Origin of the sequence: Mycobacterium neumannii (assembly GCF_048452905.1) — a bacterium.
Taxonomy (GTDB): Bacteria; Actinomycetota; Actinomycetes; order Mycobacteriales; family Mycobacteriaceae; genus Mycobacterium; species Mycobacterium neumannii_B.
In genome coordinates this window covers 544624-569925 of the sequence record NZ_JBCGVF010000003.1, presented here as the reverse complement: position 1 = coordinate 569925, position 25302 = coordinate 544624, and the positions used below count along the sequence as shown (strand labels likewise).

The window sequence follows — 25302 nt, the reverse complement described above, 5'->3', positions numbered from 1 at the left end:
TGACGCGCGTCAGGGGGTATCGGTGGCTGATCAAAGCGTCGACGATCGGGAGCAAGGCCACGACTCGGAGTTGGCCGTGGACGTCCGTGTCCGCGTCCACCCGGACACCGACGCCGAGGCACGTGGGGTCATCGTCGAAGACTTCGGTGAGATGACCGCCGTGGCCGTCGATATCGGCTCCAACCACATCGCGGATCCCGCCCGTCGCTGGGCAGTGATGCTCGACGAGGGCACGCTGCTGTTCGCCGACTCCGAACAACTCACACCCGAGTAGCTCCCGGTAGGCCTCTGATCCCACCCGTCCTCAAGCAGGTGGCGGTGGCGGCGCGATCGGCGGTGGTGGGGGAGCCGGCGGCGGTGGCGGTGGTGGCGGCCCGAAAATGAACGGCGGCAGACCGGGAATCGGCATCGCCATCGGATCGGGCGGCGGTGGCGGCGGAGGCGGCACACCCGGCGGAGGCGGCGGTTCCTCCCGACGCGGCGGCGGCGCCGGCGCGATCCCCGTGCTGGTGTTGATCGTGACGACGGACCCCGGGATGGTTCGACCACTCGGCGTGGTCCCGACCACCGCACCGTAAGCAGCCCCGCTGTTGACCGGCGTCGTCTTCTCGGCCACCTGGAATCCGGCGTCTTTCAGCCGCTGACGGGCCGTGTCGACATTCATGCCCGTCACGTTCGGCACCTCGCTGCCGGGACCGCCCTCGACGTAGCGGGGATCGGTCGGCGGCAGACGCACCTCGCCGAGGTCGGTCGCGATCGGCTTCATCGCCTCGAACCAGATTCGCGCCGGCTCGTTACCCCCGTACAGGTCTCCGCTGTAGCACTTGCGGAGAGGGAACGAGCAGATCCCCGACGGTGAGTTGGAGTCGTCGAAGATGTAGACGGCGCCCGCGAGCTGGTTGGTGAATCCCAGGAACCCGGAGGACCGGTGGGACTCGGTCGTGCCGGTTTTACCGGACATCGGCAGATCCCAGCCCACCGAACCCGCGGCTCCCGCGGCCGTACCGCCCCCCTTGTCGTCCTTGCTCAGCGCGTTCGCGAGGGTGTTCGCCAACCCTTCCGGGACCGCTTGGTCGCACTTCTCCGCGGTGAAGGTCACCTCGTTGCCATGACGGTCGATGATCTTGTCGATCGGGTTGGGCGGACACCACGTGCCGCCGGAACTCAACGTCGCGGCCACATTCGACAACTCGAGGGCGTTGAGCTGGAACGGCCCCAGGGTGAACGATCCGGCGTTCTGCCGCTTGATGTACTCGGCGAGGCTTTCATTGCTTCCGCGGTCGTACGGCCGCGCCGTTCCCGGAAGGGCATAGGAGCGCAGTCCGAGACGAACGGCCATGTCGACTGCGCGAGGCACGCCCACTTGCTGGATGAGCTTGGCGAACGCGGTGTTAGGGGAGCTGGCCAGCGCGTCGGTGACGTTCATCGACCCGCGGTAGTTTCCGGCGTTCCTCACACACCACGTCTCTTTCGGGCAACCGGGGGTGTCGCTGCTGCCGAGTCCGCGGGCTTGGAAGGATCCGGGGACGGCGAGCTGGGCATTGATGCCCATGCCCATCTCGAGCGCCGCGGCGGTGGTGAAGATCTTGAAGATCGAACCTGCGCCGTCGCCGACGAGTGAGAACGGTTGCGGCTGCACTGTCTGCCCGGCGTCCTTGTTCAGGCCGTAGTTCCGGTTGCTGGCCATCGCGAGCACCCGATGCGAATCCTTGCCCGGCCTGATCACGCTCATCACGCTGGCGATTCCCTCCAGCGTGGGACTCGCGACCTTGTCGATCGCCCGTTTCACCGACGACTGGACCGTCGGGTCGAGCGTGGTGCGGATCAGGTACCCGCCGCGGGCGACCTGTTCCTTGTTGATTCCCGCATGGGCCAGATACGCCAGCGCGTACTCACAGAAGAAGCCACGGTCACCGGCGGCGATGCACCCACCCGGAAGCTCCTTGGGGCGGGGGAGCACTCCGAGCGGCTCGGACTTGGCGGCTCGCAGTTCGTCGGTGTGCTGGGGGAGGTGTTCGATCATGGTGTCCAACACCAGGTTCCGACGCTGCAGGGCCCCCTGGGGGTTGACGTAGGGATCCAGCGAGGTGGGCGACTGGACCAGACCGGCCAGCAGCGCCGCCTGCTGCCAGTTCAACCGCGAGGCGTTGATCCCGAAGTAGGTCTGCGCGGCGTCCTGAACACCGAACGCCCCGTTTCCGAACCCCACGAGGTTCAGGTAGCGGGTGAGGATCTCCGCCTTGGTGAACGTCTTGTCCAGCGTCAACGCCATCCGCATCTCGCGGAGCTTGCGCGCCGGAGTCAGTTCGACCGCGGCGCGCCTCTCGGCGTTCGTCTGCGCGGTCACCAGCAACTGGAAGTTCTTGACGTACTGCTGCTCGATCGTCGAACCGCCGCGGGTGTCGAGGTTGCCCGACAGATAACCCGACAGACCGGTGAGTGTGCCTTGCCAGTCGACGCCCGCGTGCTCGGCGAACCGCTTGTCCTCGATCGAGACGATGGCCAGCTTCATGGTGTTGGCGATCTGCTCGCTCTTCACCTCGAACCGGCGCTGGCTGTATAGCCAGGCGATCGGCTTACCTGCGGCGTCGACCATCGTCGTGACCTGCGGGACGTCTTCCTCCACCAGCTGCGCCGAGCCGTTGGCGACGACGTCAGAGGCCCGGTTGGACAACAGACCAAATCCGCCCGCAAACGGAAACATCAGCGCCGCCACCAGCACCCCGGCCAGCGTGCAGCACAAAATAAGCTTGATGACCGTCCCCCCGGCCGGTGAGCGCTCCGGCATGTCAGCAGAGTATTAAATAAGGTCCCGCCGCATAGGTTCCCGCGCCGAATTCATGGCATCCCGGCGAAATGCCCTGGCAGACGGGGGTCAGCTTCGGTCGAGATCCCACTGGCCGAAGTCGGCTGCCAGGACTTCGTCGACGTCGACGTGGGTGTCTCCGATGGGCACGCCGGGCTCGGACGGGCCGATCACCACGGCCTGATAGAGCACAGCCCGGGGATCGCGCTCACCAGCCGACCAGGCCTTGGTCTGCCACACCCACCAATGTCCGTCGCTGGTCGAGCGGCCAACAACGCCGTCGCCGATCGCCCACGAGCACGCCCGAGCGTGGCCGTACAAGCCAGTGCGATCGACCCCCAACACCGAATTGATTCCGCGGTACCACTCGAGCGCGACGTTCTCCCACGTCTCAGCGTCGATGTCCTCGTCGACGCTGAAGAAAATGGGTGCCGAATCAGGACCACCCGCGGCATTGTGCAATCGCTGCGCGGTCAGGGCGTCGGCGACACCACCGTCGTATCCGCGCGTGTAATCGGACGGCGTCGGCCAACCCGGCTTGCCGTACTGATAGCAGCTGACAACATGCAAGCCCTCGGCACGCAGCGAGTCGGCATACTCGCGCGTCACCGGTTTGAAGTCGAAGTCAGCGCCCGGCCGCAGTTCGGAGACGTAAACCAGCGCCCCGTCGAAGCCCGCTGCCTTGAGCTGATCGGCCGGAACCTTGCGGTGCGCGAAGTCGACGAGGCGCAGGGGGGCCGCCGATGCACTCGGGCCCGAAAGGGTCGCTGCCGCTGCCCCGAGGAAGAACAGCGGCGGCGCCGCGACGGCATACTTGAAAAGTTCGCGTCGTGAAGGAAAGTGCCCTCCGCCACGATTCGATGACTTCGGGGAGTCCTGCACGGCGCGATGCTAACAACATTGACGACGCACCGGTGCCGGTCGATTGATTCCTCTGTACCGAAACGCCCCCGCTCTATGCTGATGACCGATACGCAGCTGGACACGGCGGCGTCGCACCCGAACCTTCGACCGGACGGGGTGGCCATGCCCGCAGACCGACTCGCCATGCACGGCAAAGGGTCCTTGTCGAGGTGCCTTTCCATCGCCACGGTCGTTCTCGCTCTGACCGCGTCTGCGGCGTGCGGTGGCGGGGTCGATCATCCGCCGGCCGACTCCGGTGTGCGGGCCGCGCCGCCGCCCCCGTCGACCGCGACGCCCACCACGGCCATCCCGGCACCCGGGCTGCCGCCCGTTGACGAGTTGATCAACAACGCGATTGCCGCACACGAACTGCCCGGCGCAGTGGTCGCGGTCGGACATCGTGGCGAGTTCGTCGTCCACCATGCGTACGGCTCACGGAAGCTGGCGGGCGAGCCCGGGCTCGACGGGGCCCCGGCACCTGCCGAGCCGATGACCGAGGACACGATCTTCGACGTTGCGTCCCTGACCAAGAGCCTCGCAACGGCGACCGCCGTCATGCAGCTCTACGAACAGAACAAGGTCGGACTCGACGAACCGGTGCAGCACTATCTGCCTGCCTTCAACAGTGCGCGCGATCCGCAGCGGACCCAGGTGACGCTGCGCATGTTGCTCACCCACACTTCGGGTATCGCGGGCGATATCGACCTGCGGGATCCGTGGGGCCTGGCCGACCCCGACAGCGCCGAAGGAATCCGCCGCGCGCTCGCCACGCCGCTGCAATTCGAGCCAGGAGAAGTATTCCGCTACTCCGATATCAACTTCATCCTGCTCGGGGCGCTGATCGAAGAGATCACCGGCGAACCAGAAGACGTCTACGTCCAGCGGAACGTGTTCGCGCCCCTCGGCATGGAGGACACCCGCTACCTCCCTCCGACCAAGGCGTGCGGCCCGCACAAGATCAGAGGGACCGCGGTCGCGTGGGCGGCCACATCGGAGCCGCCTGCACCGACCACCTGTCCCGAAGGCGCCTGGAACACCGACGTTTTGACCCGGATCGCGCCGACCGCCCTCGACGAGGAAGGCAGAGCCCAACCGGGCGCCAACCCCGATCTCGACTTCCCGCTGCGAGGCACGGTCCACGATCCGACAGCACGGCGCATGGGTGGCGTCGCCGGGCATGCCGGTGTTTTCTCGACGGCCCGTGACATCAGCGCCTACGCGCAGGCGCTGCTGGACCGATTGGCGGGCCGCCCCAGCACGTTCCCGTTGACGCAGGAATCCGTTCGGCTGATGACGACGCCCCAGCAACCCGGCCACTCACCCGGACAGGTCGAAGCGGCCAACGAAGCCGTCCGAGAGGCTATCGCCGCGGCACCCAACCCGAATCCGCTTCTCGCCCCGAACTATCCGGCGATACAGGGTCAAAACCTGCGCGGGCTCGGTTGGGATATCGACACGGGCCATTCGAAACCACGTGGACTGCTCTTTCCCGTCGGCAGCTTCGGGCATACCGGATTCACCGGGACGTCGATGTGGATAGATCCGGCTTCTGACACCTATGTGGTCCTGCTGACGAACGTCATCCACATCCGCGGCAGCAGACCGCTTTCGAACCTACAAGGAGAACTCGCCACGGTGACCGCCCGAGCGCTGGACCTGAACACCGACACGCAACCGGCCCCCAAACCCCGCTGAACGAGTAGGAAATGACCGAGTTGTACTACACGCAAAGACAGTTCGAGGCGTACGGACCATCGCACTTGGCGGTCCTCGCGATCTTCGCGGTAGGCGCGGCACTGCTGATCTGGCTGGGCCGTAGACAGACCGAAGCGCAGGCGCGGGTGTTCTCACGCGTATTCGCGTTGCTGATCGTCGCGGCGTTCGCGGTGGCGTTGGTCTACAAGGTGATCCGACCCGACATCCAGACTTCCATACCGATCCAACTGTGCGACATCGCCGAACTCACGGCCGCCTACGCGCTGTGGTCGCAACGGCATTGGGCCTTCGCGCTGACGTACTACTGGTGTCTGCTGCTGAGTTCGCAGGCATTGCTCACGCCCGACGTGGGAACACCTCGGGAGGGCGCACCGGATTTCCCGCATCACCTGTTTCTCACGTTCTTCGTGCTTCACGTCTTCGCGGTCTGGGCGGCCATCTACCTCACGTGGGGACGGGGGAATCGTCCGCGATGGCGCAGCTACCGCTTCACCATCGTCGTAACCCTGATCTGGGCCGCGGCGACCTTCACCTTCAACGCGATCGTCGGCACGAATTACGGCTATCTGAACAGGAAGCCCCCGACCGCATCGTTGTTGGATGTGTTCGGGCCGTGGCCGATGTATCTGGCGGTTGAGGTGGCGATCATCGTCGCCGCGTGGGCACTGATGACGTGGCCATGGGAGCGGAAGCGACGACACGTCGAGGCGGCTTAGCGTCCTATCGAGAGCCGGCGCCGTCGAGGCGGCGGCGAAGGAAGGCCAAGTCGGGTCAACGACTGGGTCCCGGCGCGCCGAAGGACGGCGCGGGTTCCGGCGATGACGCTGCGCCGCCCGACGACGGTCGCGCCGGCCAGGAATCCACACAAAGCGCCCAGAAGAAAGATGCGCCGCGTATGTCGATTATTCCGCCGCATGGCCGTCGACGCGGCGAATCCGCACACGGCGCCCAGGATCGCGACCACGACCAGCAGCCCCACCCAAAACGGCAGTCCGAGCGAACCCATAAACAACCTTCCGGCCCGTCATCCGCGAGCCGCTGGGGTCAATGGAATCACCGACACTGCGGTGCTGACGGTCCTGTACGCGTTTCGTGACCGAAGCGAACGCGAAGCGTTGCAGGACGCCTACGTGGTTGCGCGACGCCTACGTGATCGTCACGCCACCGTCCACCACGATGGTCTGACCGGTGACGTAGCCACCGGCCTCGGATGCGAGCCAGACGACGGCGGCCGACAGCTCGTGTGGCTCACCCAAGCGCTTGAACACGACGCGGTCGGCCAGGGTGCGGTCCAGATAGCCCGGCTTGTACTCGTCGGTCATCTCGGACTTGAAGAAGCCCGGTGCCAGGGCGTTGACGCGGATTCCCTTGCGCTCACCCCACTGTTGGGCGAGGTCGCGGGTGAGGCCGACGATCGCCGCCTTGCTGGCGCTGTAGGCGGCCTGGGGGAGCGCCGCGGTGGTCAGACCCAAGACGCTGGAGATGTTGATGATCGAACTGCCCGGCTGCATCACACGCCCGCACGCTTGGGCGGCCCAGTATGAGCCGTTGAGGTTGACATCGACGACCTTGCGAAACTCCTCAGGCGTTTCCCGAGTGGCAGGCACGGCGGTGCCGACTCCGGCGTTGTTCACCAACACATCGACGCGGCCGAACTCCCGCATCGCCGCGTCGACGAGCGCCGTGCACTGATCGGGGTCTGCGACGTCGGTTTGGACGTTGAGGGCACGCGTGCCGGCGGCCCTGACGAGTTCTGCTGTGGCTTCGAGCTTTTCGGCACGTCGGGCGGCCAGCACCACATCCGCACCGGCTTGTGCAACCGCCTCGGCGAACGACACTCCAAGCCCGGACGATGCGCCGGTGATGACGACGACCTTATCGTCGAGTCGGAAGCGGTCCAGAATCGTCATCTCCGACGTTCTCCTGTCTATCGTGGTAGCTGTGCGACACCAACCGTAATGTGTGGGGTACATCGCGTCGGCCTGGCGGTGCCAGCCCGTCGAGGGTTCGAACCGGCCATTGCGGGCACCACTAGGGGCAGTCGGTTCCGGTAAGGGATAGCGAGTAACGCATGGTTGTACCCGGATGGGTGTGGGCACTGACGATCGTCGCCATCGTCGGACTCTTGGCTTTCGACTTCTTCTTCCATGTGCGCAAGGCCCACGTCCCGACCCTCAAGGAGGCAGCGATCTGGTCGGCGTTGTACGTCGGGATCGCGGTGCTGTTCGGGATCGGTGTGCTGATCTTCGGGGGCGTCGACCCCGGCGGCGAGTACTTCGCGGGATATATCACCGAGAAAGCGCTGTCGGTCGACAACCTCTTCGTCTTCTTGATTATCATCAGCAGCTTCCGCGTGCCACGCGAGGACCAGCAGAAGGTGCTGCTGTTCGGCATCGTGTTCTCGTTGATCGCGCGGACCGGTTTCATCTTCGTCGGCGCTGCGCTGATCAACACCTTCGCCTGGGTTTTCTACGCGTTCGGGCTGATCCTTCTGATTACTGCGGGCAACATGCTGGCACCGAACAACAGCGACTCGGAGACCGCCGACAACTTCATCATTCGGCTGGCGCGCAAGCTCTTTCACACCACCGACCACTACGACGGCGACAAGCTGTTCACGACCGTGGACGGCAAGCGCGCGATGACGCCGATGCTGCTGGTCATGGTCGCCATCGGCGGCACCGACATCCTCTTCGCTCTCGACTCGATCCCGGCGATCTTCGGTCTGACCCAGAACGTCTACATCGTCTTCACCGCGACGGCGTTCTCGCTGCTGGGCCTTCGGCAGCTGTACTTCCTCATCGACGGCCTGCTCGACCGGCTGGTCTACCTTTCCTACGGTCTCGCGGCGATCCTGGCGTTCATCGGTGTGAAGCTGATTCTGCATGCGCTGCACGAGAACAACGTGCCGTTCATCAACGACGGAGAACCTGTCACGGTCGTGGAGGTCAGCACCGGCCTCTCGCTCTCGGTGATCATCGGAGTGCTCGTCGTCACCGTCGTCGCATCGCTGTTCAGTAAGAGGGGATCGGCCCAGACTGCGATCGCCAACGCTCGCCGGCACGCTCGGGCCTATCTCGATTCCGAGTACACAAGCAGCGCCGCGGAACGCGAACGCATCTTCAAGGCGCTCCTTCGCGAGCGTGACCAAATCTTGGAGCTCGGCCCCAAGTACCGGCAGCTGGTTCGTGACGAAGATGCGCTCATCGAGCTGCTCGATCGCGCGGCCGCCAAGCACGATGAGGCGGTCGACCGTGGCGAAGCTGAACCCTTCACCCGCAAGGGGCTCACAGCCCCATAGCGCTCGGGAAATCACTTGTGTCTCTTTGGTTTCAGTAGTCACAAGTAGGCCTGGTTTGTCGGTGGGCGGGGTTAACGTTGCAATGTGGGATTCGAACATATGAGCGAAGTTATCGCGGGGATGGCCGACCAGCTGTCCGCGTTGGTCGCCGAGTCGTTCGACGCCTTGACCACTTCTGAGCAATTGGCACTGACAGCGCAGTGGGAGAGCTTCACCCGGCGCCAAGCGGCAGTCAGCCACAGCATGGTGGCCGGGCTGGGTCGTGCGCCGATCGAGGAGTTGGGGGAGCGCAGCGTGGCCGGGGCGTTGGCGGTGTTGTTGCGCATTTCCAAGGCTGAGGCGCATCGGCGGGTGGCCGAGGCTCAGGCGTTGGGGCCGCGCCAGGCCATGACCGGCGAGACACTCGAACCGGTGCTGGCCCACACCGCCGCGGCTGTGGAGAAGGGCCTGGTGGGTGCGGAGCATGTGCGGGTGATCCGGCGGTTCTTTGATCAGCAGGTGCCGGCCTCGACGCCGTTTGACGTGCGCGAGGCCGCCGAGGCTCAGCTGGCGCAGCTGGCGACCAAACACACGCCTGAGGAGTTGCGCGCGGCCGCGCACCGGCTGGCGGCCTATTTGAACCCGGATGGGGACTTCTCCGATGAGGTGCGCGCAGCGCAGCGCTGGTTGCGGCTGGGCCGGCAGCGCCTTGATGGGATGAGTGAGCTGCGCGGATTGGTTGATCCGGCCACCCGGGCGGCGTTGGAGGCGGTCCTGGCCACCGAAGCCGCCCCCGGCAAGAACAACCCGGCCGATGACACCGCGTGTGTGGACGGCGAGCCGTCGCCTGAAGCGGTGTCGGCGGACGCCCGCACGACCGGCCAGCGCAACCACGATGCGCTCAATGCCATGTGCCGGAAGTTGCTCGCCTCGGGCACGTTGGGCAGCAATAACGGGTTGCCGGCGACGCTGCTGATCACCACCACGTTGCAGGAACTGGAGTCGGGCACCGGGCATGGGTTCACCGGGGGCGGGTCATTGGTGCCGATGAGCGAGGTGATCCGCCAAGCCGCTGAGGCGCATCACTATCTGGCGATCTTCGACAAGGCCACCGAAGAACCCCTCTACCTCGGGCGGGCTCGACGCTTGGCGTCCAAAGCCCAACGGCTGGTGCTCTTCGCCAGGGATCGGGGCTGCACCCGGCCCGGCTGCACCGCCCCGGCTTACCACTGCCAGGTGCATCATGGGGACAACGATTGGGCCGCTGACGGTCAGACTGACATCGACGAGCTGACTCTGGCGTGTGGCCCCGACAATCGGCGGGTCAAACCCGGCGGCTGGCGCACCTACAAACGCAAAGACGGGCGCACCGCATGGCTTCCTCCGCCGCAGCTCGACACCGGCCAAGCCCGCGTCAATAACTATCACCACCCCAACCGCTACCTCATCCCCGACGAGGGAGACGACGAGGACAGCGCAGAGTGTCCCGACAGCGACGACGGCGACGAATCAGAACGAGGGTGAATAGCCTGCCGCACAGCACTTCGCACGTGTGTGGGCGAGTCGGGCGCGCCTTCACGCGATGCCTACCGCCGACGGGCACGGTCGCAGAACGGCTCCGCATACACCGAAGGGGGCCGCATCGCTGCGGCCCCCGTTCGAACGTGGTCAGGGCTGCTTGGCGTACCGGATCAGGAATGCGGCCGCGACATACCCCGCGGCGACACCGATCACAAGCCACAGCACGAGCGGCACCACCAGCGACACCGGTGACCATCCGATGCTGGAGAACGTCGCAGCCGTGTAGAAGAGCCAGAGCACGCGGTAGATCGACCAGAGCGCAGTCAGTCCCGCGGAGATTCCGATCACCAGGCTGTACGTCCGGTCGACGCGACCGACCTGCTCTTCGACGCGGGCGGGGACGATGTTCATTGCTGTTCCTTTTCGTCATCACGTTGCCGGGGTGGCTTCGTCGTGACTGAAGTACAGCCGGGGACCGGGACTACCGATCCCAAAAAGTTCAACCCGCGGCGAGGATCGCCGACAGCAAGACGAACGCCGACATCTCCGATCGCGATGCCCACCCAGATCGCCGAGCTGATTCGGTCCGTAGATGCATACGGATCATGGCTCATGGCACGTCTGTGCCCCAGGAGAGCCAGTGCACACCTCGCGATCAAAGATCGCAGAACCGGCGGCCTTCGAGGCGCAGGAGAGCGACGTCTAGAAAGGCAGGACTGTGCTCACCGTTACGCTGCCCGTCGACGTTGGGTGAACGAGAAGCGGTCGATGGCAGGGGATGGTCGAGATGGGTGTGTACGTAGTCACCGGGGCCGCGTCCGGCATGGGTCAGCAAGCCGCCACCAAGCTGCGGGCACAGGGGCACACCGTCATCGCTGTCGACGTCAAAGAAGGCGACATCGAGGCCGACCTGTCGACCGCCGATGGGCGACGGACCGCCGCTGATCAGGTGCTCGCCAGGTCTGACCGACTGGACGGTGCCGTGTTGGCCGCAGGAATCGGGCCGACGCCCGGCAAGGACAGCACGCGGCGGATATTCGAGGTCAACTATCGCGGTGTGGTCGACCTGTTGCGGGCATGGCGCCCCGCTCTGGCCGCTACTGATCGAGCCAAAGTCGTGGTGATCGGCAGCAATTCGACGACCACCACCCCCGCGGTGCCGCGACGCACAGTGCGTGCGCTCTTGGACGGCGATACCGACAAGGCGGTGCGCTCCCTGAAGCTGTCCGGGCCTGCCGCGCCGTCGCTCGGCTATGCAGCCTCCAAAATCGCGGTCTCCCATTGGGTCCGGCGCACCGCGGTGACATCACAGTGGGCGGGCGCGGGCATCAGGCTCAACGCCCTCGCCCCCGGCGCCATCATGACGCCGCTGCTGGAGAAGCAACTGGCCACACCGCGCGAGGCCAAGGCGGTCAACGCTTTCCCGGTGCCTGTCGGGGGTTTCGGAGATCCCGGCCAGCTCGCCGACTGGATGTTGTTCATGCTGTCCGACTCCGCCGACTTCCTCTGCGGCAGCATCATTTTCGTCGACGGCGGGTCGGACGCCTACTTCCGGTCGCGGGACTGGCCGAAATCCGTGCCCGCTCGGCGGCTGCCGTCGTACCTGTGGCGGTTCCAGAGGTTCAACGCCACCAAGTCCAAATAGCCGCCACCGAAAAGTCAGAACTTGGCTACGGCGCCGGCGTCAACGGGTAACGCCGCTCCGGTGATGTACTGCGATTCGTCGGAAGCCAGAAACAACACGGCGTTGCTCACGGCGCGTGCTTCGATCACCGGTTTCGGCAGCATGTGGAAGTGTCCGATGACCTGCGTGGCGTCCTCCATCGTCGGATCGGTGAGATCGGGCCGGACCGTGCGTCGGAAGTGATCGTTGTCGATCATCGGCGTCAGGATGTTGCCGGGGTGGATCGAGTTGACTCTGATCCATTGCGGTGCAAGCTCATTGGCCAGCGAGTTCATCAACCCGACCACAGCGTGCTTGGCCGACGCGTAGTGGGCCATGTAGCCGCCGCCGCGAAGCCCCAACATCGAACTGACCAGGATGATCGAGCCACCGCCGTTGGTCATGTGCGGCAGTGCGGCTTTCACGGTGTGCCAGACGCCGGTCACGTTGATGTCGAACATCGTCTGCCACGCGGATTCCTGGATCATCGCGGCGGGCGCCGGGTCGGCGCTGATGCCGGCGTTGGCGACGAGGATGTCGAGCGATCCGAGTTCACCGACCCCGCGCTCGAGAGCCGTCTGAAGGCTCGAGAGGTCGCGCACATCCGCCTTGGCGGTCACGATGCGGCGGCCCGACTTCTCGACCAGCGTTGCCGTGTCGGCGAGGTCTGCCTCGGTGGGACCGGGATATCCGGCGGCATCGATGTCAGCGCAGACGTCGACGGCGATGACATCGGCCCCCTCCTCGGCGAGCCGGACCGCGTGTTCGCGCCCCTGACCGCGGGCGGCGCCGGTGATGAACGCGACCTTGCCGGCAACCCGGCCGACCCTGTTCTCTGTCATTGCGGCCTTTCGCGTACACGGAAGTGGCGGTCAGTCAACACGGTAGCGCCGAGGGGTGCTGATTCGACGCTCCCCAGAGGAGGTCAAAAAGGTGGCCGCGGAAATCAGACCCGCGCGGCAGGGGGCTCGATTCGCTCGAGCTCGGCACGCGCCTGTCGCTCGACGAACAACGGGATGAAGTCGCGGATGGGACGACCCGCGAAGCGGGCGTGCTGTTCGCGGACCAGGCTCGTCACCGCATCCGCGGGAACGCTGGGATAGGACCCCGCCAGACGGGCGGCGATCTGATCCAGGATCTGCTGCTCATTCAACTCGATCACGGGCAAATCTTGCTCTTAGAGGGGCTAACCGGTCAAGGTGCGACTGGATGAAATCTCTCACTCGTCGCGTCGTACCGTGAGCCCGCCTCAGACGTCCTCGGGCGCTTCGCCGATCTCCTGCGCCACCCGGCGGAGGACTTTTCTGCAGTAGCGCGTGGCCGGCGGCTCTCTCGATCAGCATCGTCCGCGGCCGCCTGCCGCGCCGGCAAGGGTGCTGACGTACGAAGCAGGCTGCCGGGCAGGTACTTTCGTGAGGGCAACCCTAAGTGTGCCGAACGACGAAGTTCACCACGGCCTCGGCGAAGGCGTCGTTGCGATCTCCGGCCACCATGTGTCCGGCGCCGCCGACATCGACGAAGTCGACCTCGGGGAAGCGGCCGAGGAACTCCCGGGCGCGCGCTTCGGTCACGAGGTCACTCATCTGCCCGCGCACCAGCAGCATCGGAACTCCGTTGCGCAGAATCGCGTCGACCGCGGCGTGCATCCGGTCCACTTCAGTCACTTCGATCGGCGGCAGCGCGGCGGTGCCGTCGATGAACTTCGGATCCCAGTGCCAGTACCAGCGACCGTCGCGTTCGCGCAGGTTCGTCTTCAAGCCGTTGAGGTCGGCGGGCCTCGGTCGGTGGGGGTTGTACTGCTGGATCATGTCGGCGACCTCGTCGAGCGATGCGAAGCCCGACGTCATCTTCTCGGCCATGAAGTCGTGGATGCGTGACGCGCCGGACTGGTTCATATCCGGCACGATGTCGACGAGGACGATTGCGCGCACTGCACCGGGCGCGAGTTCACCGGCGAGCAGCATCGCGGTGAACCCACCAAGGGAAGCGCCGACGATGACGGGCCGGTCGGGGAGTTCCCGGAGCACCTCGAGCACGTCCGCGGCGAAGGTGGCAACGCGGTAGTCACCGTCGGCCGACCAGTCGGACTCGCCGTGCCCGCGGAAGTCGACCGTGACGGCCTGCCATCCGCGTTCGGCGACCGCGGCCGCCGCTCGGCCCCATGAGCGTCGGGTTTGTCCGCCGCCGTGCAAGAACACCACAGCCGGCGCGGTCGGATCCCCGATGCGGTCTGCGACAATCGTCACGCCATCGTTGCCGGACACGCGAAACACGTTGGGGGCCGCGCTCATCGGCATGTCCCGGCGATGACGGTCCGAGTGATCGCCTCGGCCCGGCTTCGGCGGAACGACCGCCCTTCGGTCAGGATCGCGTACACGATTCCGCCGACGATGGCGTCGGCCGCCGCCTGCGATGTGGCGTCGTCGATCCCGCCGGCCGACAACCGCGCTCTGACGCCCTCGTGCAGTGGGTCGCTGAAGCCGGCCTGCATGCGTGCCTTGATGTCCTCATGCTCCATTCCCGCGACGGTGAGGATGCGAAGCATGGCGTTGCCGCGCTCGCCCGTGAGCGTGGCCGCGAGGCTGGCCGACCACCGGCTCAGGTCCGCCGCGAGGTCGTCGGTGTGCCCGACGGGCCGCAGGATCTTGTCCGCATCCTCGAGTAGCACATCGGCGACGAGAGCCGGGCGGCTCGGCCACCACCGGTAGATCGTCTGCTTGCCGACACCGGCGCGCGCCGCGACCGCCTCGATGCTCAGCCCGTCGAACCCGCGCTGCAGCAGCAGTTCCTTCGTGGCCGAGATGATCGCCGTTCGCGACCGCTCGCTGCGGCGGCGGGGCGCTTTCGCCTCGGTGACCATCGGTTGACTCCGCATCTGACGGGGGTCGGCTTTACAGATGGTGACAGCACTGCATAATCTTTGGCAAGACGAGACGTTGCGTCTCGTTAGAGTGGAGAGGGACGCGATTGGCCGGTCACCGGTGACGCCCAATAAGCTCGTCATCGGCGCCAGCGGCTTCTTGGGTTCCCACGTCACCAAGCAACTGGTCGCCCGCGGCGACGACGTGCGCGTGCTCATCCGTCCGACCAGTTCGACCCGCGGCATCGGCGGTTTGCCGGTCGACATCCGGCGCGGCGACATCTTCGACGTGGACGGCGTGCGCTCCGCGATGCGTGGATGCGATGTCGTGTACTACTGCGTCGTCGACGCGCGTCCGTGGCTGCTCGACCCCGCGCCGATGTGGCGCACCAACGTCGACGGCCTACAAGCGGTGCTGGATGTCGCCGTCGACGCGGGACTGCATCGCTTCGTGTTCACCAGTTCGATCGCCACTATCGGCCGCTCCAGCGACGGCCCCGTCGACGAGACCACCGCTCACAACTGGCTCGACGTCGGTGGCGATTACGTCCGCAGCCGGGTGCAGGCCGAGCAGATGGTGCTGAGCTACAGCGCCGAGAAGGGCCTTCCCGCCGTCGCGATGTGCGTCTCGAACACCTACGGGCCGGAGGACTGGCTGCCGACCCCGCACGGGGCGCTGCTTTCGGCGGCCGTGCGCGGCAAGCTGCCGTTCTACATCGACGGCTTCGAGAGCGAGACCGTCGGCATCGAGGATGCAGCGCGAGCCATGATCCTCGCGGGTGAGCGCGGCCGGATCGGTGAGCGCTACATCGTCTCCGAGCGGTGGATGAGCGCGCGAGAGATCTTCGAAGCCGGCTGTAGCGCAGTGGGCGTCGAGCCTCCCCGACGCGGCGTCCCGATCGCATTGATGGCAGCCGCGAGCTACCCGAGCAGCTGGATCGCCCGGCTCCGCGGCTGTGACACCAAGTTGGCACCGCTGAACATCCGGCTGATGAACATCATGTCTGTAGTGGACCACTCGAAGGCGGTGCGCGAGTTGGGCTGGGAGCCGTCGCCGACACCCGACGCGATCGCGGCGGCCGCGCATTTCTTCCGAACATCACGCCGGTCCGGCAGGGAGTCCGTGTGAGCCTGGCCCTGACCCCCGAACAACGGGAACTCAGCGAGTCGGTCGCGCAGTTCGCGGCGCGGCGCGCCCCGGTGTCGGCCACCCGCGAATCCTTCGACCTGCTTGCCCAGGGCCGCCTGCCTTCATGGTGGGAGGACTTCGTCGCCAACGGATTTCACTCCGTGCACTTGCCCGAGAACTACGGCGGTCAGGGCGGCGCCCTCCTCGATGCCGCCTGCGTGCTCGAGGCGGCTGGCAGGACATCGCTTCCCGGACCGCTGCTGCCGACCGTGGCGACGGGCGCGGTCGCCTTGTTGGCCGAACCTACCCCTTCGGCCGCAGCGTTGCTGACTCGCCTCGCCGACGGCGACGCGGCCGCGTTGGCGTTGCCCGGGAACTCGACGTTCACTGCCCGCGACGACGGCCAGCGGTGGTCGATCGACGGCGACTCGAACCTACTCGCGGGGATCTGCACGGCGACAACGACTTTGGTCTCTGCCACCACCGACCGCGGGAATAGCATCTGGCTCGCCGTCGATACGAGGCACCCCGCGGCGGCCGTCGAATCCGTGCGCGGCACCGACCTGTTGACCGACCTCGGCAGGTTGCGGTTGACCGAGTATCCGGTCGAGAAGACCGACGTGCTCAACGGGATCGACGCCGAACGGGCCGAATACCTTGCCACCGCGCTGACAGCGAGCGTGGCCGCCGGTATCACGCAGTGGTGTGTGGAAGCCGCCACCGCACATCTGTGCACGCGCGAACAGTTCGGCAAGCTCATCGGCACGTTCCAAGCGCTGCAGCACAGCGCCGCAATGCTTCTGGTCAACAGCGAGTTGGCCAGCGCGGCGACCTGGGACGCTTTGCGCGCGGCGTCCGAACCGATCGACCAACACGCGATGGCGGCGGCCGGTGCGGCGCTGATGGCCGTCGCACCGTGCCCGGACCTTGCCCTGGACACGCTGACGATGTTCGGCGCCATCGGCTTCACCTGGGAACACGACCTGCACCTCTACTGGCGACGGGCCACCAGCCTGTCCGCGTCGATCGGCGACAGGAATCGCTGGGCCAAACGGCTGGGTGAGCTGACCGCCACTGGTCAGCGCGACTTCTCGGTCGACCTCGGTGATGCCGAAGCCACGTTCCGCGCCCGGATCGCCGAGACCCTCGACAAGGCCGCGGCGCTGCGCAACGACGGCCCGGGCCGCCAAGGCGACTACGAGCACTTCGCCACGGGCGCGCAGCGCACCGCCATCGCCGATGCGGGATTGATCGCCCCACACTGGCCGCCGCCCTGGGGAATCGACGCCAGCCCGCTGCAACAGCTAATCATCGACGAGGAGTTCGGCAAGCGCCCCTCGGTGGTACGACCGTCGCTGGGAATCGCCGAGTGGATCCTGCCTTCACTGATCAAGGCCGGCTCGAAAGAGCTGCAGCAGCGGCTCATCACGCCCACCCAGCGCGGCGAACTGGCGTGGTGCCAACTGTTCAGCGAGCCGGGTGCGGGTTCGGATCTCGCCGCGTTGGCAACGCGGGCGACCAAGCTCGACGGCGGATGGCGCATCCACGGGCACAAAATCTGGACCTCGTCGGCGCACCGGGCCGACTACGGAGCGCTACTTGCCCGGACCGATCCGACAGCCCCGAAACACCGTGGCATCGGCTATTTCATCATCGACATGCGCTCACCCGGAATCGAGATTCAGCCGATCAAGCAGGCCAGCGGGGAACAGGAGTTCAACGAGGTCTTCCTCGACGACGTCTTCGTCCCCGACGAGATGCTGCTCGGCGAACCGACCGGAGGATGGGCGCTGGCCATCGCCACCATGGCCGAAGAACGTTCGGCCATCAGCGGTTACGTGCAGTACGACCGGGCAGAGCCACTGCGTCGAAGCGCCGCGGCACCCGAGGGGGCGGGTCGGGACGCACTGCGCGAGCTCGGCGAACTCGACGCCTACGCCAACGCGATCAAAGCACTCGGTGTGCGCGAGACTATCCGGCTGCTCGACGGGCAAGCTTCGGGCGCGGCGTCCAGCATCGCCAAGGTCGCGATGAACGTGCTTCTGCGACGCACGTTTCCGGCAACCCTCGGCTCGGCGGGCCGATCGGCGATGGCCGCCGATTCCGACGTCGTACAGCCGTATCTTCGAGTGCCCGCCGAGCTGATCGGCGGCGGCACCAAGGAAATTCAGCTCAACATCATCGCCCAGATGATCCTCGGGCTTCCGCGCAAGTGATCAACCAAAAAGGACACCCATGGGACTACGTGGTGAAGCCGCGATCGTCGGCTACATCGAACTCCCGCCGGAGCGGATGAACAAGGCCACTCCGGCGCCGTTCACCCTCGAACAGTGGGCGGAGTTGGCGTCGGCTGCGCTGCAGGACGCCGGGCTCTCAGGGGAGCTCGTCAACGGCATCGTCACCTCGCACCTTGCCGAGTCGGAGATCTTCGTACCGTCCACGATCGCCGAATACCTGGGTGTGCGAGCCAACTTCGCTGAGCTCGTCGACCTCGGCGGGGCGAGCGCGGCAGCGATGGTGTGGCGGGCGGCCGCGGCGGTCGAGCTCGGCTTGTGCGACGTGGTGCTGTGTGCGCTGCCGGCGCGCTACATCACGCCGATGTCGGAGAAGAAGCCGAAGCCGTTGGTGGATGCCGTGTTCTTCGGTTCGTCGAGCAATCAGTACGGTTCTCCGCAGGCGGAATTCGAGATCCCGTACGGCAACCTGGGGCAGAATGGGCCATACGGTCAGGTAGCCACCCGCTACGGAGCGGTGTACGGCTATGACGAGCGGGCGATGGCCAAGATCGTCGTCGATCAGCGCGTCAATGCCAATCACACCGAAGGCGCGATCTGGAAAGACAAGCCACTCACCGTCGACGACGTGCTGGACAGCCCGATCATCGCCCACCCGTTGCACATGCTCGAGATCGTGATGCCGTGTGTGGGCGGCGCAGCGGTGGTCGTCGCGAGTGCGGACATCGCCAAACGGGCGCGCAACAGGCCGGTGTGGATCAAGGGCTTCGGCGAGCACGTCCCGTTCAAGACCCCCACGTATGCGGCCGATCTCCTGCACACCCCGATGGCGGAGGCCGCCGCAACCGCATTCGGCATGACCGATCTGACCCGCACCGATATGGACATGGTCTCGATCTACGACTGCTACACGATCACTGTGGTGCTGTCGCTGGAGGACGCCGGGTTCTGCGAGAAGGGCAAGGGCATGCAGTTCGTCGCCGACCACGACCTCACGTTCCGCGGGGACTTCCCGCTCAATACCGCCGGGGGCCAACTCGGTTTCGGCCAGGCCGGTCTGGCGGGCGGGATGCACCACATCTGCGATGCGACGCGCCAGATCATGGGCCGGGCCGACTCCGGGCAGGTGCCCGACTGCAATCGCGCGTTCGTGTCCGGTAACGGTGGAATCTTGTCCGAGCAGACCGCTCTGATCTTGGAGGGAGACTGACCCGTGACCACCTTCGAGCGGCCCATGCCGGTGAAAACCCCTACCACTGCGCCTTTTTGGGAAGCGCTGGCTCAGCACCGCATTCGGATCCAGTATTCGCCCTCATCGGATGTGTACGTGTTCTATCCGAGGGTGCGAGCGCCGAAGACCTTCGCCGACGACCTCGAGTGGCGCGAGATCTCCGGAAAGGGCACGCTGTACTCGTACACGGTGGCGCGCCGGCCCGTCGGGCCGCACTTCGCCGATGCGGTGCCGCAGCTGCTGGCGATCGTCGAATGGGATGAGGGACCGCGATTTTCCACCGAGCTGGTCGACGTCGAACCCGGCGACCTGAGAGTCGGGATGCGGGTCAAACCCGTGTTCTTCGACTACCCTGAGCACGACGTGACGATGCTGCGCTACACACCGGCATAGTCGCTCAGCGCCGCAGCGGGGCCAGCAGCGCTTCGAGGCCGTAGGCGAACACCGCGTCATAGTCGGTGGGTGACTGCAGCGCTTGCACGAGGGCACGGTCGGGCCAGTCATCGGTCCACAGCGACGGGTCCTCCTCATCGTGCTTCTCACCGCGCACGGCCGAAAACTGCATCACCGCAGACGAAATGACATGCACTTCCACCGCGCGCAGCACCAGGGCAGCGTCCTGGCCCGTCACCCCGAGCTCGGCGAGTTGGGCCGCCAGCGCCTGCTGAACCGGCAGGAACAACCGGGGTGTCTGGTCGCGCTCGTGGGCGATGGCGAGTAGATGTTGTCTGTTGATGAGCGCCCGCCGTTGAGCATGCGCGAGCGACGCGATGCGGTCGACCGCGTTGTCGCCCTCGGTGGGCAGATGTGCCATCTCGTCGAGCAGTCGGTCCACGAGACTGTCGAACAGCTTGTCGCGGCCGCCGACGTGCCAGTAGATCGACGTCACCGCCACCCCTAGCTGCTCGGCGAGCCCGCGCATGGTGAAGCCGTCCACCCCGTGCAGTTCGATCATCCTGGCGGCGGCGTCGAGGATGACCTCTGCGTTGACCGCCTCCTGGGCCTTAGCGGCCGTCCGTCGTGTCGCCACCGGGCTCACCCCCGGTCATCCGTTCGGACTCGGGCAGGTCGAGGTAGCGCTCCAGGTTGCGGTGCATGTTGATCACGCGGCGCTCCTCGTTGGACAGCGTCAGGTGCTTCAAGCCCGGCTGGTGCAGGCCCCGCTGTAAACCCGCCAACACCGAGATGTCTTGGGTGAGAACCAGTCCGGGGTGGGCTTCGTCGGCCTTCATGCGCACGTCGACGGGCTTGGCACGTGGCGCGCCTGGCGCCATCCGTGTCCACAGCAGCATCACCAACTCGCCGCGGTCCGGATCGGATCCCGGATGTGACGTCATCACCGTCAGGTGGTCGGCATTCATCAGCAGCGTCATGTTCGGGAATACGTTGTACTGGTGCAGCCGCATGATCTGCTCGGTGTCCGCCCATTGCAGGTCGACGCCGCGGGATGCGGCGAATGCGCGTGTGCGGGCGGCGATGACATCGGCGACCGACGCGCCGGCTTCGCGGTCGTCGGGCAGCGGGGTGCCCTCCTCGACGCCCATCAATGCGCCCTGCGTGCACACGTATGCGTCCCACACCTCGTCGTCGCTGACCGACTGTTTCAAGTGGGGGCTCGGCACCCCGTACAGCTGTTCGGATTTGCCCGTGTGTCCCCAGATCGTCTGTGGGGCGTAAACATCGTCCATACAACGATGCAACTCGGGGTGCAAGGTTTGAATGTGGTAGGTCTCGCTGTAGCCGTCGGCGATAGTCTTCCAGTTGGCGTCGACGTCGATCGTCATCGTGGCGTAGCAGCGGAAGTCGGCCAGCCTGCACCATTTGACGTCGGCGGGCATCTCCTCCAGGTAGTCGAGCAGCGGTATCGCGTCGACATCGAGGTTGACGAAGACCAGCCGTTCCCAGGTGTCGACGGCGAGCGGCACCAGCGGCAGCTCGGACATGTGTAATTCGCCGAACCCCTTGCGGTTCGGTACCCGCCGCAGCGATCCGCCGAGATCCCATGTCCAGCCGTGGTACCCGCACCGCAGATCGCGCAGACCCGAGCCCGCCCCGGAGCACAGTGAGTTGCCGCGATGCCGGCACACGTTCTGAAACGCCCGCAGATCGCCGTCGTCGCCGCAGACGATCAGCACGGAGTATGGGCCGCAGCGATATTCGAAGAAATCGCCGGGCTCGGCGACGTGGTCGGTCGTGCAGGCCAGTTGCCACACCTTGGGCCACATGCGTTCGATCTCGAGCGCAGCGAATGCGGGCGAGTAGTACCGCTCGGCGGGCACCAGGGTGGGCCGCGCGGGCGGGGTGCCGATCGCATCTTCGCGTCGGACTTCTTGCGCTGTGTGCGTCACGAACGGTCCTCTCCGAAGTCGCCGCGAAGCTTCTGTAACGGTGTTACAGTGCCCGACACTAGCGGCTGAAATCCGGATGCGGAGGAGTAATCGTGTTCGACCTGAAAATCACCGGCGGAACCGTCGTCGACGGCACAGGAGCGGACCGGTACACCGCCGACATCGGTATCAGGGACGGCAAGATCGTCGAAGTCCGTCGCCGCGGACCTGGCGACGCTCCGCTCGAGGGCGAAGCCGCCGAGACGATCGATGCGACCGGGAAAGTCGTCGCCCCCGGCTTCGTCGACATCCACACCCACTACGACGGGCAAGTCAGCTGGGACAGCTTGCTCGAGCCTTCCAGCGGCCACGGGGTGACCACCGTGGTGACGGGCAACTGCGGCGTCGGGTTCGCACCGGTGCGGCCAGGCCACGAGGAATGGCTGATCGGGTTGATGGAGGGCGTCGAGGACATCCCGGGCACCGCGCTCACCGAGGGCATTTCGTGGGGGTGGGAGAGTTACCCCGAATACCTCGATGTCGTCGAGAAGCAGGACTTCGCCATCGATGTGGGCAGTCAGATCGCCCACGGCGCGGTGCGCGCGTATGCGATGGGGGAGCGCGGAGCCCGCAACGAGCCCGCCTCACCGGAGGACATCGCGGCGATGGCCCGCCTCGTGCAGCAGGGCATCGAGGCCGGTGCGCTGGGTTTCTCGACGTCGCGCACGCTGGGGCACCGGGCCATCGACGGCGAACCGGTTCCGGGCACCTTCGCCGCCGAGGACGAGTTGTTCGGCCTCGGCCGCGCCATGGCCGCCGGCGGGCGAGCGGTGTTCGAGCTGGCGCCGCAGGGCGTGGCAGGCGAGGACATCATCGCGCCCAAGAAGGAACTGGAATGGATGAAGCGTCTCGCCGCCGAGATCGACCGGCCCATCTCGTTCGGGATGATCCAGGTCGATGCGGCGCCCGACCTGTGGCGAGAGCAGCTTGACATTTCGGCCGAGGCCCACGCGTCAGGCAGCGAGCTCTATCCGCAGATCGCCGCCCGCCCGTTCGGGATGCTGTTCGGATTCCCGGGCCATCACGCTTTCACCCACCGGCCGACATTCCGGAAGCTGAAGGCCGAATGCGGCCGCGAGGAGTTGGCCGCGCGCTTGGCGGACCCGGCGGTCAAGGCCGCGATCCTGGCCGAGGAGGACCTGCCGCCGGACCCGAATGTGTTGTTCGACAACATGTTCGCGCTTGTGCAGCACTCGTTGGGCCGCATCTATGCGCTGGGCGATCCGCCCGACTACGAACCGACCGTCGAACGCACCGTGGACAAGATCGCCAGCGACCGCGGTGAGGACCCGCTGGCCACGTTGTACGACCTGATGCTCGAGGACGACGCAACGGCGATGCTGATGCTGCCGTTCTACAACTACTTCTACGGCAACCACGACGCGATCCGGGAAATGCTGCTGCATCCGGCTGGTGTAGTCGGACTGTCCGACGGCGGCGCACATTGCGGCATGATCTGTGACGCGTCGTATCCCACCTTCCTGCTCACGCACTGGGCGCGGGACCGCCGCCGCGGTGACAAGCTTCCGCTGGAATACGTGGTGCGCAAGCAGGCTCACGACACTGCGCAGCTGTTCGGGCTGACCGATCGCGGCGTCATCGAGGTTGGCAAGAAGGCCGACGTCAATGTCATCGACATGGATGCCTTGACTCTGCATCCCGCACGGATGGCCTATGACCTGCCCGCGGGGGGACAGCGGTTGGTGCAGGGCGCCTCCGGTTACACCGCGACGATCGTCAGCGGCGTGGTGACGCGCCGCAATGGCATCGATACCGGCGCCCGGCCGGGGCGGCTTGTGCGCGGCGCTCGCTGATTGCGGATACACCGCTGACGAGAGACGGCCCCCTCGTTGCCGAGGGGGCCGTCATCGTCCCACTACTTAGTTGCTGCCGGAACCGCTGCCCGAGCCGGAGCCGGAACCGCTGCCCGAGCCGGAGCCGGAACCGCTGCCCGAGCCGGCACCGCTGCCCGAGCCGGAGCCGGAACCGCTGCCCGAGCCGGCACCGCTGCCCGAGCCCGAGCCGGTGCCCGTGCTGCTGCCGGTGCTGCCGTCCGCACCGGTGCCGGTTGCGGGGCTGCTGCCCGCGCCCGAGCCGGTGGTCGAGCCGGTGCTGCCGGTCGAGCTGGAGCCGGTGGTCGAGCCGGTGCTGCCGGTCGAGCTGGAGCCGTTGCTCGAGCCGGTACCGCTGTTCGAGCCGGTGGTGCTACCCTTGCCGGCGCCGTCGCCCCTGCTGGTGCTGATACCCGAGGTGTTGCTGCCGGTGTTGGTGCTGCCGCCCGTGCTGGGGCCTTGGCCGGACTCTTCGCCGGTGCCTTGGCCTTCGTTAGTGGCTTCGCCCGTGCCTTCGCCTACGCCAGCACCTTCGCCCGACGCTTCGCCGGTACCTTCGCCCGACTCTTCGCCGGTGGCTTCGCCCGTGCCTTGGCCTTCGTTGGTGGCTTCGCCCGTGCCTTCGCCTTCACCAGCACCGTCGCCTTCACCCTCGCCGTCGTTGGCGAGGCTGATCGCGAGTGTGTCACCGCCGAAGCTGAACTCACCCGGGCCGCCCGGTGCACCGAAAGTGGACGCAGCAGGGGCGGGGGGCGCAATCGCGTCGGCAATCAGGTTGGGCAGCGTAACCGTGAGGTAGCTGACAAGACCGCGGTCGAGTAGGCCCTGCCACTCTGCGGTGGTGCCGGCAGGCGTCATGCCATTGATCAGAGCGTTGAACGCCATGACCGGAAGGTTCACCAGGTTTGCGGCGGCGTCCCCGAAATTCCCTGCGGTCAACGCTTCCCGCGTCGCATCGAGGAGTTCCGCAGACTGGAGGATCGAGCCGAGGACGGGCTCGAAGATTGCCTTCGTGAGCGCGAACTCGGAGACGACATCGAGCAGTGCCGGCAGCTTCTCCGCGCCCGGAAGCGCACCCACGAACTGACCGGGGATGGAGAGGATCGGAATCAGCGGCCGCACTCCGCCCAGCACCCTGAGCACGAACCAGCCGTTGATCTCGGAGAACGCCTCGACGAACTGCCCTTGTGACAGGTAGGTGAGGGTATTGGTCACCACACCCGGGAACTGCTCAGCAGCCAACGTCAGCCGCTCGATGGTGTCCGAAATCGCGGTATTGATCGTGGGACCGAAATTCGAGTTGAAGTTGATGAACTGATCGAGCAGAGGCCCCGGGTTGAGGGTGTTCTGGATCAGGACGTTCGCGGTTTCCAGAAAGATATAGCCAGTGCTCAGTTCCCTCAGGAGGTTGACCGTTGCGTCGGTGGAGCCTCCGGTCAGCGTCTCCAGGCTGCCGAACGTGTCGGCGATGGCCTGGCCCCACACAAGGAGCGGATTGCTGGCCGCCGTGAGCTGGACCGCGGCGTGCGCCACGCGCTCCTGGACGTCCTGAACAGTGGGCATCGGGGGAGCTACCGGGCTGACCGCGATCACCCCGGCACTTGCCATCGCGACGCCAGCAACCACCAGTTTGGAGTTGCGACGACTCGATGGTGAGTAACTGGGTCTGAGGTCGTGGACCGGTGGACCGGCCTGAACTGCTAGTTGCACGTTTTCTCCTGTTGTGCCTGTGAATTTGCC

Annotated in this window: 22 protein-coding genes; 11 read left to right on the top strand and 11 right to left on the bottom strand. The window is 66.2% G+C overall.

All coding sequences use genetic code 11. The annotated features are described in order from the left end of the window. The first annotated feature begins 22 nt into the window (after positions 1 to 22). Positions 23 to 274 (top strand): hypothetical protein, encoded by a 252-nt coding sequence (locus AAHH99_RS08980; RefSeq protein WP_066841545.1) that lies wholly within the window; start codon positions 23 to 25, stop codon positions 272 to 274. 30 nt (positions 275 to 304) lie between these two features. Here the strand turns inward: AAHH99_RS08980 and ponA2 are convergent, their stop codons facing one another. Together ponA2 and AAHH99_RS08970 are read right to left on the bottom strand one after the other, a co-directional pair. Continuing rightward, complete coding sequence (ponA2, locus tag AAHH99_RS08975; RefSeq protein WP_418768340.1) at positions 305 to 2788, bottom strand: transglycosylase/D,D-transpeptidase PonA2; 2484 nt, start codon at positions 2786 to 2788, stop codon at positions 305 to 307. Between the two features lie 87 nt (positions 2789 to 2875). Continuing rightward, positions 2876 to 3688, bottom strand: a complete 813-nt coding sequence (locus AAHH99_RS08970) for a DUF1906 domain-containing protein (RefSeq protein ID WP_418768339.1) — start codon at positions 3686 to 3688, stop codon at positions 2876 to 2878. 165 nt (positions 3689 to 3853) lie between these two features. Here AAHH99_RS08970 and AAHH99_RS08965 point away from each other — a divergent pair, with 165 nt between their 5' ends. Both AAHH99_RS08965 and AAHH99_RS08960 read left to right on the top strand, forming a co-directional pair. Continuing rightward, positions 3854 to 5404, top strand: coding sequence for a serine hydrolase domain-containing protein (locus tag AAHH99_RS08965; protein WP_418769568.1), 1551 nt, complete (start codon positions 3854 to 3856; stop codon positions 5402 to 5404). Positions 5405 to 5415: 11 nt separating this feature from the next. Beyond that, positions 5416 to 6141 (top strand): TIGR02206 family membrane protein, encoded by a 726-nt coding sequence (locus AAHH99_RS08960; protein WP_418768338.1) that lies wholly within the window; start codon positions 5416 to 5418, stop codon positions 6139 to 6141. 429 nt (positions 6142 to 6570) lie between these two features. Here the strand turns inward: AAHH99_RS08960 and AAHH99_RS08955 are convergent, their stop codons facing one another. Beyond that, positions 6571 to 7335 (bottom strand): SDR family NAD(P)-dependent oxidoreductase, encoded by a 765-nt coding sequence (locus tag AAHH99_RS08955; protein ID WP_418768337.1) that lies wholly within the window; start codon positions 7333 to 7335, stop codon positions 6571 to 6573. A 161-nt stretch (positions 7336 to 7496) separates the two neighbouring features. Here AAHH99_RS08955 and AAHH99_RS08950 point away from each other — a divergent pair, with 161 nt between their 5' ends. Both AAHH99_RS08950 and AAHH99_RS08945 read left to right on the top strand, forming a co-directional pair. Further along, complete coding sequence (locus tag AAHH99_RS08950) at positions 7497 to 8726, top strand: TerC family protein (RefSeq protein WP_418768336.1); 1230 nt, start codon at positions 7497 to 7499, stop codon at positions 8724 to 8726. 84 nt (positions 8727 to 8810) lie between these two features. Continuing rightward, the gene (locus tag AAHH99_RS08945) at positions 8811 to 10229 is read left to right on the top strand and encodes an HNH endonuclease signature motif containing protein (protein ID WP_418768335.1); all 1419 of its coding nucleotides are present in this window, start codon (positions 8811 to 8813) and stop codon (positions 10227 to 10229) included. A 144-nt stretch (positions 10230 to 10373) separates the two neighbouring features. Here the strand turns inward: AAHH99_RS08945 and AAHH99_RS08940 are convergent, their stop codons facing one another. Continuing rightward, positions 10374 to 10637: a hypothetical protein gene (locus tag AAHH99_RS08940; protein WP_418768334.1), complete on the bottom strand. Its 264-nt coding sequence runs from the start codon at positions 10635 to 10637 to the stop codon at positions 10374 to 10376. Between the two features lie 376 nt (positions 10638 to 11013). Here AAHH99_RS08940 and AAHH99_RS08935 point away from each other — a divergent pair, with 376 nt between their 5' ends. After that, on the top strand, positions 11014 to 11871 hold the full coding sequence (locus tag AAHH99_RS08935; protein WP_418768333.1) for an SDR family oxidoreductase: 858 nt from the start codon (positions 11014 to 11016) through the stop codon (positions 11869 to 11871). Positions 11872 to 11885: 14 nt separating this feature from the next. On the opposite strand, the gene AAHH99_RS08930 is transcribed toward AAHH99_RS08935, so the two are convergent. From AAHH99_RS08930 to AAHH99_RS08915, 4 genes are all read right to left on the bottom strand, one after another. Next, positions 11886 to 12731, bottom strand: a complete 846-nt coding sequence (locus AAHH99_RS08930) for a mycofactocin-coupled SDR family oxidoreductase (protein WP_418768332.1) — start codon at positions 12729 to 12731, stop codon at positions 11886 to 11888. Between the two features lie 104 nt (positions 12732 to 12835). Further along, a complete protein-coding gene (locus tag AAHH99_RS08925) occupies positions 12836 to 13051 on the bottom strand; it encodes a three-helix bundle dimerization domain-containing protein (protein WP_418768331.1) in 216 nt (71 codons plus the stop codon). Positions 13052 to 13313: 262 nt separating this feature from the next. Then, complete coding sequence (locus tag AAHH99_RS08920; protein WP_418768330.1) at positions 13314 to 14180, bottom strand: alpha/beta fold hydrolase; 867 nt, start codon at positions 14178 to 14180, stop codon at positions 13314 to 13316. Beyond that, the gene (locus AAHH99_RS08915; protein ID WP_418769567.1) at positions 14177 to 14749 is read right to left on the bottom strand and encodes a TetR/AcrR family transcriptional regulator; all 573 of its coding nucleotides are present in this window, start codon (positions 14747 to 14749) and stop codon (positions 14177 to 14179) included. Before AAHH99_RS08915 ends, AAHH99_RS08920 begins: the two co-directional genes overlap by 4 nt. Before the next feature lie 121 nt (positions 14750 to 14870). Between AAHH99_RS08915 and AAHH99_RS08910 the strand changes: the two genes are divergently transcribed. From AAHH99_RS08910 to AAHH99_RS08895, 4 genes are read left to right on the top strand one after another with little or no spacing between them, the layout of a single operon-like run. Then, positions 14871 to 15878, top strand: a complete 1008-nt coding sequence (locus AAHH99_RS08910; protein WP_418768329.1) for an NAD-dependent epimerase/dehydratase family protein — start codon at positions 14871 to 14873, stop codon at positions 15876 to 15878. After that, positions 15875 to 18094 carry an acyl-CoA dehydrogenase gene (locus tag AAHH99_RS08905; RefSeq protein ID WP_418768328.1) on the top strand — a complete coding sequence of 740 codons (2220 nt, stop codon included), beginning with the start codon at positions 15875 to 15877 and terminating at the stop codon, positions 18092 to 18094. The genes AAHH99_RS08910 and AAHH99_RS08905 overlap by 4 nt, the downstream gene beginning before the upstream one ends. A gap of 19 nt (positions 18095 to 18113) precedes the next feature. Next, positions 18114 to 19322 (top strand): thiolase family protein, encoded by a 1209-nt coding sequence (locus AAHH99_RS08900; protein ID WP_418768327.1) that lies wholly within the window; start codon positions 18114 to 18116, stop codon positions 19320 to 19322. Between the two features lie 3 nt (positions 19323 to 19325). Then, on the top strand, positions 19326 to 19736 hold the full coding sequence (locus AAHH99_RS08895) for a Zn-ribbon domain-containing OB-fold protein (protein ID WP_418768326.1): 411 nt from the start codon (positions 19326 to 19328) through the stop codon (positions 19734 to 19736). A gap of 4 nt (positions 19737 to 19740) precedes the next feature. On the opposite strand, the gene AAHH99_RS08890 is transcribed toward AAHH99_RS08895, so the two are convergent. After that, the gene (locus AAHH99_RS08890) at positions 19741 to 20373 is read right to left on the bottom strand and encodes a TetR family transcriptional regulator (protein ID WP_418768325.1); all 633 of its coding nucleotides are present in this window, start codon (positions 20371 to 20373) and stop codon (positions 19741 to 19743) included. Further along, positions 20348 to 21691 carry an aromatic ring-hydroxylating oxygenase subunit alpha gene (locus tag AAHH99_RS08885; RefSeq protein WP_418768324.1) on the bottom strand — a complete coding sequence of 448 codons (1344 nt, stop codon included), beginning with the start codon at positions 21689 to 21691 and terminating at the stop codon, positions 20348 to 20350. Before AAHH99_RS08885 ends, AAHH99_RS08890 begins: the two co-directional genes overlap by 26 nt. A gap of 92 nt (positions 21692 to 21783) precedes the next feature. On the opposite strand from AAHH99_RS08885, the gene AAHH99_RS08880 reads away from it, so the two are divergent. Further along, positions 21784 to 23544: an N-acyl-D-amino-acid deacylase family protein gene (locus AAHH99_RS08880; protein ID WP_418768323.1), complete on the top strand. Its 1761-nt coding sequence runs from the start codon at positions 21784 to 21786 to the stop codon at positions 23542 to 23544. A 66-nt stretch (positions 23545 to 23610) separates the two neighbouring features. Here AAHH99_RS08880 and AAHH99_RS08875 read toward each other — a convergent pair whose 3' ends face one another. Next, on the bottom strand, positions 23611 to 25125 hold the full coding sequence (locus AAHH99_RS08875; RefSeq protein ID WP_418768322.1) for a hypothetical protein: 1515 nt from the start codon (positions 25123 to 25125) through the stop codon (positions 23611 to 23613). Positions 25126 to 25302: the final 177 nt, after the last annotated feature.